Raw genomic sequence first — 13,784 nt, forward strand, 5'->3', positions numbered from 1 at the left:
TGCGCCTCCTGTTGTTATTGCTTTCATTGCGCAAACATCCCTAACAGCGGATGCCAGCTCCAGTTATCGTCACCGTCCCTCAAGCGAATTTCGCCAAAACGGGCGCTGACCCAACTCAGTTCCCACTGCTTTTCTTCGGCCAGTTGCTGGTACAAGGCGGGGTAATCTGGCTCGATCCAGGCACTGACGCCGTCTGCCATATGCAGCGCCACGGAGCGGGCAATATCACTTTGCTTCCAGCCGCTGGGACCATCATCCTGAACCATGAACACCGGTTCCTCGCCTTCTTCGGCGATCCACAAGCAGTAAAGATTATCTTTAGCGGATTGGCGAAACGGTGTGAGCCGTTGAAGTTCACCGCACCAGTGGGGATGGGCTCGCCACCAGAGTGCAGCCGTGGGTTTCTGTGGGGTGTTCTTCATGCCAAAAAGTATTCTGTACATTGCCGCATGCTCTAATGTAACCAGCGTAAAAGGCTTGATCAGTGGCTTCGGTTGCAAAATACGCGGTGCAGCGCTGAGATGACGGTACTCTTCTTCATTCAGTATGTGGCGCAGATCGTGGCTGTTTAGCATCTCGGTTTTAGATTCGAAACCGGGTTTGCAGTACGCCACCGGTTTATCTTTCAACGCCCGCAGATTATGGCTGAGCAGATAAATATTAGGCACTGACGGCACATGTTGCTCATCCTGCCGGTGGCGCAGCACCCGACCTGCCAACTGAATCAACGAACGCATTGAGCTGGGTTCAACAATCGCCCAGTCATAGTCATGGTCGCGTCCAACCTCCGCTACTGAGGTTGCCAGCACCACAAACAGATGATGTTGTTGCGGCGCTTTTTCCATCGCCTGACGAATTTCATCCACCTGCCACAAGGCATTCGCATCACTGCGCATCAGCGCCGCATCCAGCCGTTGTTCGATGTGCGAGCGCATCGCCAGCGGGTGTTGGCTGTGGTAAATGCAGTAATGAACACAGGTATCTGCGGGAGATGGCATGGTCAGCAACTGACGGGCGACAGCAACCAGTGGGTTGATATTCGCCATTCTGATCAGCCCCAGTGATACGGTTCTACCATTTGCATGGGCTTGATGGTGTGATTGGTGCAGGGAAAACATCAGCGGATGTAGTGCCTGTGCCACCGCCAGATGAACGTCATTGTCGTTTTTATCGGGGCTGCTCACGGGGGTAATCGCCGCAAGACGCAGGGGTAACTCATACTGGGCCAGATTCTTCAGTCGCTTCTGGACAAACGCCTCATGTCCGGCAAAAAAATCCTTGTTATTGCCATACTGCTGGTAGTGGCAGTCAAACTCATCAAACCAGCAACAGCACACATTCAAGGCTGTGTCCGGCGTGCCATAAGCTTGCTGCCAGGCGGCGCGGCCATCAAGGTAAGCAGCAAACAGCGCGCGGATCAGCGCCGGGGGCAGGGTAGCGGATGAAAGCAACACCCGCGATCCCAGCATGCCAGCCCAGTTCACCAGCCGACAGAGTGCGGGTAAATCATCCAGACCAAAGTCATCCGGTTCATCCAGTACCAGATCTGACGTCAATAACCGCAACATCGGGGCAATCTGCCTGCCACCGCGCAGCCCCTCAGTGGCGGGCATCAGGTGGTCGATAGTTGTCACCAGTACCGGTGCACTCAACAATTGATGCAACGTGGAACCACGTTCCAGCCAGGCTTTCAGTCGGCCATCATCCAGCGAGCCGTCATAGCGTACATACTGGTGTTCGGAAAACAGCGGATCGGCTGATTCACTGCCAGTTTGATGTTGTGCGCCCTGACGGCGACGCTCATCTTCCTGCTGCAATAGATGAAGATCCTGCACCGCTTGCGAGCCAATCAGTACGGCCAGATCGTCCTCTTCGAGCGTTAACCGCTGCCGCAGCGCATCGCCAGTTTGCAGCGTGAGCGTTCGTAACCCCAGCGCGACAGAAAAACGGCAGCCTGTGGTTTCCTCCGCCAGTCCATACATAATGCGGGCGTTGGCGAAGGTTTTCCCCCGTCCGGTGGAAGCCATATTGACGCCGAAAAAGCCGTGCTGGGCACTGGTGTTACGAATAGAACAGGCTAGATCGAAGGCGCGATCCTGCCAGCGAAACCGTGCGTGGGTACTGCGTTGGCGGAACCCTTTATGGCGGGTAATCGACGGTAGCGTATCGCGCAAATGTGGCAGGCTACGCCCCAGCAGCAAGGCGTTCTGACTTACACCCACGCAGTGTTCATCCAGTTGTTGTTTACGTTTTCCCGTTTGCCGATCGGTATTGGCCCATACCGGATAACGGTGATCCTGCCAGCCAATAGTTGCCGGGCTGGCGGAATAATGATGGTCAGCCAGCATCAATACCAGACGCGCCAGATGCACGGTCAGGCGTTGATCTAATTTGCCAAAATGTGTTAGCGACGGCAGTTTCAGCGCACGTCCGGCAAATTTGCGCGCTTTTTCACCCCAGACGTTGCTGTGCAGCGGCGTACCCTGTGGAAATTGCCACACTTGCTCCACATCAGATGCGTGCCAGTCAGGTTTGCAGTGATTAAGGGCATTCCACTGTGGTGAAACATGATCAGTCAGCCAACTGTCAGGGTAATCTAACTGGGGTGGCACACTATCGGGCGCCAGATCTGTCGAAAGGTTAAATACGGGCAACCGATGGTGCGAAACAATTAGCCAGGCGATAACTTGCGCCAATGGTGGCAAGGTGCGGAATGGGCTGTCGCTCGCTGGTTTTTTGTCCTGTTGCAGACGAGACAGCAATGTGATTTCTGCTTCCGGGGTGATGGTGCTGAGTGTGGTCAGCCAGCTTTTATCATCCTGCGTCCCTACAAATGCCTGAAACAGTCGCAGCGAGATCCATTCATGCCGGTAAGGTTGGCTGCGCGGACCTTCTGCGCATAATCCTGCCTGAAACAAGGCGTTGGCTTTGCCAAAATCATGAAACAACCCGGCAATGGCTGCCAGCAGGCTAAACACCTCGGCGCTGTGCCACGGGTTTTCATCTTTGGTGCGTAGAATATCGCGACTGGTGGTGTTGGTGGGAACGCTCCCCGTGGTATTGAAACGTTTGAGATTCCCGACAATCCACAGCAATTCAGTGTGGTTGGCGCTGCGAACCCAGTGGCAGGCGACCGCCGTATTACGGCGTGCAGTTTTACGCAGCAGCTTGCGCAGTGTGTTTAATCCTTCCTGGGTGATGGCCGTTTGCCAACTGCGTTCACCTCTGCGTTCTGCAAACTGGTCCAGTACCCGACGGGTTTCCACCAGTGCCCGTTTACTGCATTCTGAAATCAGCAGAATGTTCATCTGCTCACCTGACTGAGCTGTTTGGCGACATCCTGCAAGGCGGTGATCATCACATCCAGCGCTTCCGATTGCTGAAACGCCGTCAGGCAGCGCTGGCGAAATTCTTGCTCATCCTCACCTTCCATGGCGGCAATGAACGCCTGCGGCAGTACCAATGCGTCTTTAATCAGGTCGGCGACATCAAACACCAAACCGCCACGTCGGGTTTTACCGTGTAACACTGCCAGACCATGCGGCAAACCCAATACCCATGCCGCCACGGCGGCCAGCCCATAGGCCAGATAATTGCCGTGATCGAGAAACCGGTTTGCCAGATCAGTGCCGCCACCGCGTTTGGCACGGGTAAAATCACCATAGCTCACGGCGTTAGCCGCCAGCTTGTACAATGCTTTGGTCATCATGGCTTCCTGTACCAGTACGTCATTACTGTTGTTACTGGATGTCAGCGCTTTCTCGTAGCGGTCTAACAATGCCTGAAGATGTTCCGGTTTAAAGGTAAAGCGAGTTTCGCGAGACAACCGTGACCCGAGCCAATGCTGACGGATTTGTGCTATCCGCACCTGTTGAAATGCCACTGCCGCCGCCAGCCGTTTTTGATCGTCAAACCAAAAACTGACCCAATCCTGTAAATATTCTGTGGGCCGATACTCACTCTGCGGTGATAACCAGGACACTGCTACTTCCGCTTCATTGGCGGCGAACAGCGGCGTTCCGCCACCGCCACAAAATCCGACCATGACACCAGCGCGTGCAAATTCCCGCATGGCGGCTTGCGTTACGGAAGTACCGGTGCCGAGCATCACGACACTGGTATTGGCGATGGGAATATTCCAGTAAAGCGACTGGTTTCCTTCTTCCGTGACATATTCTACCCTGCCGCCATTAACCAGAATACGGCAGTGCTGGAGATAATAAATATTGGCGCGCTTGGAATGCAGAATCGTTTTTAAATCGGAAGGGCTAAAAGCATTATCCATAATATATTCTCTGCTATCGCGATTAGTTATAACGACATCGACGAAATAAATCGTAGACTAATTATTTAATAGCGAAACTTGTAATGTACTGGAAACTAAACGAAATCAGACTAGCATTTTTCATCAGCGAAAAGTGGCTTGTGCAAATAATATTCCTTCACCCATAACCCTTTTTTCTTTGCCTGACTTTTGTGCATGAATAATCAATAAGTTACAGAAGAGGTAGAAAAAAGGGTTTGGCACACGAAAATGATAATTGATGCTGATAAAACAAATCGTTAAAGTGGAAATGTTACTGTTCACTGCCGTACAGGCAGCTTAGAAACTGCAAAAATGCAGTAATATCAAGAAGTTTTACGTTCACTGCCGTACAGGCAGCTTAGAAATGGAAGCCGCCAGTGTCGTCAGCATCAGATGTGTTCACTGCCGTACAGGCAGCTTAGAAAATCAGCCGAAATAGTAAAATCAGCATTGGTGAGTTCACTGCCGTACAGGCAGCTTAGAAAAACAGTCATGACCGTTGATATGTTTTTATGCCGTTCACTGCCGTACAGGCAGCTTAGAAAATAAGCAGGTTTATTGATCGATTTTATAATGAGTTCACTGCCGTACAGGCAGCTTAGAAAAATCCCAGGAATCACTATATCTGGCAAGTAATGTTCACTGCCGTACAGGCAGCTTAGAAAGATAGCAAATGAATATGCAAATACCACATTAAGTTCACTGCCGTACAGGCAGCTTAGAAATATACCGATTGCGTAGATGTGTACAACATCATGTTCACTGCCGTACAGGCAGCTTAGAAAGACACCATGTCAGAACTGGGTGAGCTTTATTCGTTCACTGCCGTACAGGCAGCTTAGAAATAAAGTTGTCCCCGCCGATTCAACGCCAGCTGGTTCACTGCCGTACAGGCAGCTTAGAAAAGTAGTTGTGACTATTGATGGTGATGGTGGTAGTTCACTGCCGTACAGGCAGCTTAGAAAGGAAGAGACGGCGCATAACAGGTAAGGGAATTGTTCACTGCCGTACAGGCAGCTTAGAAATTCAGTGCATTCAGGATAGAAGTAATAAGCTAGTTCACTGCCGTACAGGCAGCTTAGAAAAACTAACCCGGCATGGTATCCGCTGCGTAACAGTTCACTGCCGTACAGGCAGCTTAGAAATTTCAGATCCTCCGATATGCGCCATGAATCCGGTTCACTGCCGTACAGGCAGCTTAGAAAAAATGGCGCTACGCTGTCGTAGGCGTAATATTGTTCACTGCCGTACAGGCAGCTTAGAAAATATGGTGCTACCAACACAACCTATCTGAATCGTTCACTGCCGTACAGGCAGCTTAGAAAAAATAGTCAGGGCGTTCCGGGCTCACCGTATTGTTCACTGCCGTACAGGCAGCTTAGAAAATCGGTGCCACTATCTGGTGTGGAGTACAAATGTTCACTGCCGTACAGGCAGCTTAGAAAATCAAACTGCATACCTACAGCAACCTCCCCTAGTTCACTGCCGTACAGGCAGCTTAGAAAGGTAATCGTTCATGGAAACCGGAAACGGACGAGTTCACTGCCGTACAGGCAGCTTAGAAAAATGGGAAAATGGCTTTCATTGTCCCCTAGCCGTTCACTGCCGTACAGGCAGCTTAGAAAATATCGCCGTATGTACCGTCGTTAAGTAACCGGTTCACTGCCGTACAGGCAGCTTAGAAAAGTGGTATCCCCGCAATGACACGAGACGCGTTGTTCACTGCCGTACAGGCAGCTTAGAAATGAGAACAATTCTCATCCCTAATTTAACACTGGTTCACTGCCGTACAGGCAGCTTAGAAAGGTATCGGTGTGTCGGTTGAAAAACAGGTAGACGTTCACTGCCGTACAGGCAGCTTAGAAAAGAAGCATTGGAGCAGTTCGGCAAGTACGCCAGTTCACTGCCGTACAGGCAGCTTAGAAAGTAACCACGTCGTTAGATATGCGTAGTTCGTTGTTCACTGCCGTACAGGCAGCTTAGAAAGTACAAGGGGGCCAACACGGCTCATTTCTATATGTTCACTGCCGTACAGGCAGCTTAGAAACTGCGCTCAATACGGTGAGCCCGGAACGCCCTGTTCACTGCCGTACAGGCAGCTTAGAAATAGATAAACCTCAACGGATTGAGGGCATCCCGGTTCACTGCCGTACAGGCAGCTTAGAAACGTCGATAGTCTCGCGGAACAACTATCTGAATGTTCACTGCCGTACAGGCAGCTTAGAAAGGAAAAGAGATTTTCAGCGGCACCCCTATCAGGTTCACTGCCGTACAGGCAGCTTAGAAAACGGCCCGAGGACATCATTTCTAGTCCCATTTGTTCACTGCCGTACAGGCAGCTTAGAAATGAGAAGTGCCTCACATTCGGCCTGTGAATATGTTCACTGCCGTACAGGCAGCTTAGAAAAAAAGAGTTGGCTTTAAAGTTTGCCTCGATGAGTTCACTGCCGTACAGGCAGCTTAGAAAGCGTAAGATGATACATAACAACACTAAAATGAGTTCACTGCCGTACAGGCAGCTTAGAAAAGAGAGCTATTGCAGCTACAGCACTGCTACATGTTCACTGCCGTACAGGCAGCTTAGAAAGACAATGCAATTAAATTCAATAATCATTTTTTGTTCACTGCCGTACAGGCAGCTTAGAAAAGATGAAATAGAATATCGTGAGCGCGTTATTAGTTCACTGCCGTACAGGCAGCTTAGAAAAAGGAAAGCAACTTTCTCCAGTCGAGCGCGCTGTTCACTGCCGTACAGGCAGCTTAGAAAAGGAAATGCTGCGCGGAGTAGTAGCTAAACTTGTTCACTGCCGTACAGGCAGCTTAGAAAGTCCGTGGCATTGGATGGTCACGCCTCGATCCGTTCACTGCCGTACAGGCAGCTTAGAAAAGGGGGCAATTGGCGATATTCAAGCAGTTGATGTTCACTGCCGTACAGGCAGCTTAGAAAATTAAATCCTCTGGCTGGCACAGGTGCGCTTCGTTCACTGCCGTACAGGCAGCTTAGAAAGATGACGGATACGCGAAAAGCTGCGTTAATATGTTCACTGCCGTACAGGCAGCTTAGAAAACCACTTTTCAAATTCCGCCCTATCGTTCATTGTTCACTGCCGTACAGGCAGCTTAGAAAAATGAACCAAACCTGTGCACCCGGCCCGATGTGTTCACTGCCGTACAGGCAGCTTAGAAAGTTAGAGGCGAAGATTCCTACGCCTTCATTTGGTTCACTGCCGTACAGGCAGCTTAGAAAGTTAGAAGACTGAGTCTTAGCGAACATTTCAAGTTCACTGCCGTACAGGCAGCTTAGAAACATACCATGCATGAATGCAGTGCTTACCGGAAGTTCACTGCCGTACAGGCAGCTTAGAAAAAGAGCCAACTAGCGATGAAATATCATCATCGGTTCACTGCCGTACAGGCAGCTTAGAAAACTAAACACAAAACTGGCGAATCCCATATCAAGTTCACTGCCGTACAGGCAGCTTAGAAAAAAAACGCCAAAAAGTTTAGCTCAGGCTCCTTGTTCACTGCCGTACAGGCAGCTTAGAAAATGTATCAGCTGCGGGAGGCATCACGATGGACGTTCACTGCCGTACAGGCAGCTTAGAAAAGAAAAACATTCGTTACGACAATTTTTGAAGGGTTCACTGCCGTACAGGCAGCTTAGAAAAAGAAGACGGGACATCGGGGACTGCCAGTTCTGTTCACTGCCGCACAGGCAGTTGAGTCTGGCTAAGAAGCGCCACTGGAGTAACCAGATTCACCATCAATAATGTGGTGGTTCGGTAAACTCCGGTGGCTTGTTACTGCCCGAGACGGGCTTACTGTACAGCGGCGAAGGCTTCCGCTACTCGTTGTACGTTATCGTGGTTGAGGCCAGCCATACAAACGCGACCGCTGGCGATCAGGTATACGCCGAACTCTTCCCGCAGGCGATCAACCTGTTCCGGGCTGAAGCCGGTATAGCTGAACATGCCACGCTGGGTCAGCAGATAATCAAAGTTCCGTGTTGGTAGCGCTTTTTTCAGGGTATCGACCAGTGTCTGACGCATAGCAATAATACGGATGCGCATCGCTTCCACTTCCGCTTTCCACTCCGCATTCAACGTGGCGTCATTCAGCACACGGGAAACCACCTGCGCACCGAAGCTCGGCGGGCTGGAGTAGTTGCGACGAACTGTAGCTTTCAATTGACCCAGTACACGCACTGCGGCTTCCTGATCTTCACAAACCACGGAAAGCCCACCAACGCGTTCACCGTACAGCGAGAAGATTTTGGAGAACGAATTGCTGATCAGTGCCGGTAGTCCGGTACCTGCGATAGCGCGGATGGCGTAGGCATCGTCGTCAATGCCGTCGCCAAAGCCTTGATAGGCGATATCCAGAAACGGGATCAGTTCACGGCTGATCAGGACTTCAATGACCTGATCCCATTGTGAATTGGTCAGGTCGGAACCGGTCGGGTTATGGCAGCATGGGTGCAACAGCACAATGCTGCGTGGCGGTAACTGTTTCAGTGTGTCGAGCATGGCATCGATGTTGACACCCAGACTGTCGGCATCAAAATAGGGGTAAGTATGCACCTTGAAACCAGCACCGGAGAAAATGGCTACATGGTTTTCCCAGGTTGGATCGCTTACCCATACTTCTGACTCCGGGAAATAGCGCTTGAGGAAGTCCGCCCCGATTTTCAGTGCGCCGGAGCCGCCCAGTGTCTGGATGGTCGCGATACGCTGAGCGGTCAGTGCCGGATGGCGTTCTCCAAATAGCAGTTTCTGAATCGCATTGCGGTAAGGCTGCAAGCCTTCCATCGGCAGATAAACCGAGGCCTGTGCCGGCAGAGCCTGAAGTTGTTGCTCAGCGATGCTGACAGCCTGGAGCTGGGGAATCGTTCCTTGTTCGTCATAATACAGCCCAATACTGAGGTTAACCTTGTCAGTTCTGGGGTCCTGTTTGAACTTCTCCATCAGTGACAGGATGGGATCGCCAGCATAGGCGTCAACATGTTGGAACACGGTCTTATTCTCCTGATAATAAAAGTATCGGGTTGTGCGGCGGCTAATGGTGTGCTGCGCCAGTTTTACACTGTATAACGACCCGGACGGTGGTTCATCGCGATAATCAGATTCAGAATAGTGGCACCCAGCACGGATGTTATCAGCATAGGTATGCTTACCACGAACAGCGAAGCCAGCACAATGGTTACATCTACCGCCATCTGGAATTTCCCCGCCCGAATAGCATATTTATCCTGTAAATAGAGCGCCAGAATATTTACCCCGCCCAGACTGGCTTTATGACGGAACAGTACAATAAACCCCAATCCCATGATGATATTGCCAAACAGTGTGGCGTAGAACGGGTTCAGATGGTCGATATGGATAAACAAGGTGTGCAGATCGGAAAACAGTGACACCAGTGCTACGGCGCAGAAGGTTTTGAGGGTGAAGTTCCATCCCATGCGGTGAATAGACAGATAATAAAATGGCAGATTGAGCAGGAAGAAGGCGATCCCGAAAGAGACGTGTGTCAGATAGTGAAGCAGGAAAGCCATTCCGGCTGTGCCACCAGTTAATGCTCCAGACTGGCGTAATAAAATAATCCCGAAAGAGACCATCAGCGTGCCGATCAGGATTGCCAGAACATCTTCCAGAAGTGTGTGTGATAGTTTTGCAGTGGTAATAACGCTATCCATGTCAAGGCGCTCAATTCAAAAGAACACCTTTACTTTCAAGCAAAAAGCGCACCATCGCTGCTGTCGGCGATACTGGATTACGCTAATATTGAGCAGCAATAACGTTAACTTATTGAAACTATTACATCAAAATTTGCACAAATAATGCATTTATTGGTCTTATTTCCGTTGAATATCGCGATTATTGTGCCACTAATGCACTAACTATACATTGCTGTGCACTATCGCGAAGCATACTGCCCTGAATTAGGGCAGTGTTGGGGCCACCGGTGTTGTCAATCCATTCTCTTTCAAGCGGTTGAGTACTACAGAGGTTTTTAGATGTGCCACGCTTTTATTCTGCGACAAAATCTGGCTGATCAGGTCGCTCAGGCCATGCAGGTCCGACACGGCGACTTTTAGCAGGTAATCTGCGTCACCCGTGGTTTTATAGGCATCGATAATGGCGTCGACATCACCGAGCATAGTATGAAAACTGTTAACACAGTCCGGCGTATGGTTGATGAGCCGGACCTCAATCAGCCCCAGCATTTCCAGCCCTACGGCATCTGGCGCCAGTCGAGCGTGATAACCAAGAATCATCTGCGCTTGTTCCAGTGCAATACGGCGGCGGGAGCATTGAGAAGCGGAAAGCCCTACCAGATCGCTTAACTCCTGATTGGTCAGCCGTCCGTTTGCCTGCAATAACCGCAGAATTTTTAGATCAAAATCATCAACGTTGTACATGCCAATAACCTGCCAAAGATGTTGTGGGGCTACAGACTAGCAGCTTTTCCCATTACCGAAAGCAGAGGTTTTACCTCGCTTAAGGCTGGGGAGGATTTTTACGGGAGACGTTGCATTATCGTGCTTCATTACTGTGTATTTATAATGGTTAATCATACTTTTCCACGCATAAAACATCTCACTTGTGCACCAAATAAAGAATGTATACCCAAAATAATTCGAGTTGCAGGAGGGCGGCAAGTGAGCGAATCCCGATGAGCTTACTCAGGTAAGTGATTCGGGTGAGCGAACGCAGCCAACACACCTGCAACTTGAAGTATGACGGGTATACCTATCTATATACATGAGGTGTGAATTTATCCTGCGGTTTGAATTTTTAATTTACTCAAAATGTTAATTGTTATGGCTATGACCCTGGGGATCCGTATTTCTGTGTGGATGATCCCGCTCTGGCTACTGGCAATAGCGATAGGCTATTCAATCAAAAAGAAAAAAAGTACAGTGTCTGCTTTGGTAGTCAATTCGGGTAATAGTTAATCAAGGGGAAGAAATGAAAAAATGGTTGCCGCTCGTCCTGCTGACTGTCGCAGGCGGTGCCAGTGCCGCCTCGCATCTGGATCAGATCCAGAAGCAGAGTGTGTTGAAAGTATGCACTACGGGAGATTACAAGCCCTACACCTCGTTGCGCGGCGACGGAAGCTATGAAGGGATTGATATCTCAATGGCGGAATCGCTGGCGAAAAGCCTGGGAGTAAAAGTTGAGTGGGTGAAAACCAGCTGGAAAACGTTAATGCCTGATTTTCAGTCCGGTAAATGTGATATTGCCATGGGCGGGATTTCAGTCACGCTGGCGCGGCAGAAGCAGGTGTTTTTCACCAATATGCTGGATGTGGACGGTAAAATTCCGTTCGTTCGCTGTGAAGACAAGAATAAATATCAAACCATTGAGCAGCTTAATCGACCTGCTGTTCGCTTGGTAGAACCCGCGGGTGGTACTAATGAGGCGTTTGTACACGCGTATTTACCGAAAGCCACTCTGGCTTTGCACGATAATGTAACCATTTTTCAGCAATTGGTGGATAAGAAAGCGGACGTCATGATTACCGATGCCTCTGAAGCATTGTTCCAGCAGAAACACTATCCGCAGTTGTGTGCGGTAAACCCTGACAAACCGTTGCAGTATGGTGAAAAAGCCTACATGTTGCCGCGTGATGATATGAGCTGGAAACTGTATGTCGACCAGTGGCTGCATCTCGCTAAAATGACGGGGCAGTATCAGAAAATCCTCGGCCAGTGGTTGGCCAGCTCGAAATAACCCTTCTTTGCCCTGTCACGACCTCACCCGGAACGCTGTCGTATTCAGGGCGCTTTCCGGGTCCAAAACCTACAATTTTAATGTACTGATATGCGTGAGTAGTGTGATGTTTCTTACTCTTAAAATATTCAGTTATTTTGAATGACAATGGCAAATTAACCCGTTTTTAATGACCAGATAGCAGGATTATGATGCTCCACATCGAAGGCAATATCAGCCTTCATAACCAAAAAAATTGTGAGAATCTTATCATGAAAGCTATCAGAAATTTTGTTGCAGTTATCGCCTTGTCTACCATTTCTTTCGGCACCTTCGCTGCTACAGAAGTGCAGAGCACACAAGGCCAGAGTATGGGTACCGTATCCGCCACTGGTTTTAGTCTGGATGATCTACAGTCGCAGTTGGCAGAGAAAGCCAATGCCGCTGGCGCGAAGTCTTTCCGTATTATCTCGACCAATGGTGGGAACCAACTACGTGGTGTAGCCGAGCTGTATAACTGATGCCATTTTTGGCATGGAAAGGTACTTGTAGAAAGATACGCGTTCCTGAACCGGGAACGCGTCATGCAGTTTTACTGCTGCTTTTCCATGGACAGCTGGCGCGATATGGCAGAAATCCGCATGGTGTTCATGGTGTTATGCGGCTTCTGCTTCGTTTTTCAGCTTATTCGTCAACGTATTCCAGTTGAATACGGGAGGTCAGGCGAGTAATCAGTTCATAGGCGCTGATGCCGTTAAAGGCAGCAACTTTTTCCACCGGTAGATTTTTCCCCCACAGAATCACCTCATCACCAACGTTGTCCTGCGCCTCCGGTCCCAGGTCGACCGAAATCATGTCCATCGAAACCCGGCCTACTAACGGCACCTCACGACCATTGACCCACACCGGCGTCCCACTTTTAGCACCACGCGGATAGCCGTCACCATAGCCCATGGCCACCACACCCAGTTTTGTATTGCGTGGGCTACTCCAGGTACTGCCGTAACCGACAGGTTCTCCGGCCTGGTGGTCACGTACCGCAATAAGATGTGAAGTCAGCGTCATGGCGGGCTGCAAATTCCATCGGCTGGCATCGCCCGTGTCCAAAGGGGAAACACCATACAGAATAATGCCAGGGCGGACCTGATCACGGTGAGCTTGCGGCCACAACAAAATGCCGCCAGACGCCGCAATGGATTGTGCTCCCGGTTTGTCTTTGGTGAATGCATCAAAACAGCTGAGTTGGCGCGCTGTGGTATCCAGTTCTGGTTCATCAGCCCGGCAAAAATGGCTCATGATATTCACCGGTTGCACCACATTGTGGCAATGGGTGAGCCGCTGGTAGAACGCTTCTGCCTGTTCCGGCAGCACACCGAGACGGTGCATGCCGGTATCCAGTTTCATCCATACTTTTAATGGGCGCGAGAGCGAAGCTTGTTCCAATGCTGCCAGTTGTTCCACGCTGTGGATAGCGGTTTCCAACTGGTGCTCGGCCAGCAGCGGCACATCGTTGGCAGAGAAAAAGCCTTCCAGCAGTAGGATCGGTTTAGTGATTCCTCCGGCACGTAATACCAGTGCTTCACTGAGACGAGAGACGCCATAACCGTCAGCGTCGTTGAGAATGTGGGCGGCTTCCAGTGCGCCGTGCCCATAGGCATTGGCTTTTACAACGGCAATCAGACGGCTTTGTGGCGCCATCTGGCGAATTAATTGCAGGTTGTGTTGCAAAGCGCGGCGATTAATGACGGCGGTTGCCGTTTTCATTC

8 protein-coding genes and 1 CRISPR repeat array are annotated in these 13,784 nt (G+C 50.3%); of the genes, 2 read left to right on the top strand and 6 right to left on the bottom strand.

The window, feature by feature from the left end; genetic code table 11:
- Window positions 1-23: 23 nt before the first annotated feature.
- The 5 genes from cas3f to CWC46_RS06600 form a co-directional block, all read right to left on the bottom strand.
- Complete coding sequence (gene cas3f / locus CWC46_RS06580; protein ID WP_021017050.1) at window positions 24-3,308, bottom strand: type I-F CRISPR-associated helicase Cas3f; 3,285 nt, start codon at window positions 3,306-3,308, stop codon at window positions 24-26.
- Window positions 3,305-4,285, bottom strand: a complete 981-nt coding sequence (gene cas1f, locus CWC46_RS06585; protein WP_021017049.1) for a type I-F CRISPR-associated endonuclease Cas1f — start codon at window positions 4,283-4,285, stop codon at window positions 3,305-3,307. Before cas1f ends, cas3f begins: the two co-directional genes overlap by 4 nt.
- Before the next feature lie 297 nt (window positions 4,286-4,582).
- Window positions 4,583-7,973: direct repeats of the CRISPR family, unit length 28 nt; unit sequence GTTCACTGCCGTACAGGCAGCTTAGAAA.
- 151 nt (window positions 7,974-8,124) lie between these two features.
- Window positions 8,125-9,318, bottom strand: coding sequence for an amino acid aminotransferase (locus CWC46_RS06590; RefSeq protein ID WP_021017665.1), 1,194 nt, complete (start codon window positions 9,316-9,318; stop codon window positions 8,125-8,127).
- A 65-nt stretch (window positions 9,319-9,383) separates the two neighbouring features.
- Complete coding sequence (locus CWC46_RS06595) at window positions 9,384-9,998, bottom strand: YitT family protein (protein WP_021017664.1); 615 nt, start codon at window positions 9,996-9,998, stop codon at window positions 9,384-9,386.
- Window positions 9,999-10,244: 246 nt separating this feature from the next.
- Window positions 10,245-10,724, bottom strand: coding sequence for an Lrp/AsnC family transcriptional regulator (locus CWC46_RS06600; protein WP_021017663.1), 480 nt, complete (start codon window positions 10,722-10,724; stop codon window positions 10,245-10,247).
- 550 nt (window positions 10,725-11,274) lie between these two features.
- Between CWC46_RS06600 and CWC46_RS06605 the strand changes: the two genes are divergently transcribed.
- Both CWC46_RS06605 and bhsA read left to right on the top strand, forming a co-directional pair.
- On the top strand, window positions 11,275-12,039 hold the full coding sequence (locus tag CWC46_RS06605) for a transporter substrate-binding domain-containing protein (RefSeq protein ID WP_021017662.1): 765 nt from the start codon (window positions 11,275-11,277) through the stop codon (window positions 12,037-12,039).
- Between the two features lie 251 nt (window positions 12,040-12,290).
- Window positions 12,291-12,539, top strand: a complete 249-nt coding sequence (bhsA, locus tag CWC46_RS06610; RefSeq protein ID WP_037382669.1) for a multiple stress resistance protein BhsA — start codon at window positions 12,291-12,293, stop codon at window positions 12,537-12,539.
- Between the two features lie 163 nt (window positions 12,540-12,702).
- Here the strand turns inward: bhsA and alr are convergent, their stop codons facing one another.
- On the bottom strand, window positions 12,703-13,782 hold the full coding sequence (gene alr, locus CWC46_RS06615) for an alanine racemase (protein ID WP_021017660.1): 1,080 nt from the start codon (window positions 13,780-13,782) through the stop codon (window positions 12,703-12,705).
- Between the last annotated feature and the right edge of the window lie 2 nt (window positions 13,783-13,784).

This window comes from Prodigiosinella confusarubida (genome assembly GCF_002847015.1).
In the GTDB taxonomy this organism is placed as follows: Bacteria; Pseudomonadota; Gammaproteobacteria; order Enterobacterales; family Enterobacteriaceae; genus Prodigiosinella; species Prodigiosinella aquatilis.

Excerpts from the sequence above, each read along its gene's own strand:
- CWC46_RS06605 (WP_021017662.1), top strand. The coding sequence starts at position 11,275 with ATGAAAAAATGGTTGCCGCTCGTCCTGCTGACTGTCGCAGGCGGTGCC.
- bhsA (WP_037382669.1), top strand. The coding sequence starts at position 12,291 with ATGAAAGCTATCAGAAATTTTGTTGCAGTTATCGCCTTGTCTACCATT.
- cas1f (WP_021017049.1), bottom strand. The coding sequence starts at position 4,285 with ATGGATAATGCTTTTAGCCCTTCCGATTTAAAAACGATTCTGCATTCC.
- CWC46_RS06600 (WP_021017663.1), bottom strand. The coding sequence starts at position 10,724 with ATGTACAACGTTGATGATTTTGATCTAAAAATTCTGCGGTTATTGCAG.
- CWC46_RS06595 (WP_021017664.1), bottom strand. The coding sequence starts at position 9,998 with ATGGATAGCGTTATTACCACTGCAAAACTATCACACACACTTCTGGAA.
- alr (WP_021017660.1), bottom strand. The coding sequence starts at position 13,782 with ATGAAAACGGCAACCGCCGTCATTAATCGCCGCGCTTTGCAACACAAC.
- cas3f (WP_021017050.1), bottom strand. The coding sequence starts at position 3,308 with ATGAACATTCTGCTGATTTCAGAATGCAGTAAACGGGCACTGGTGGAA.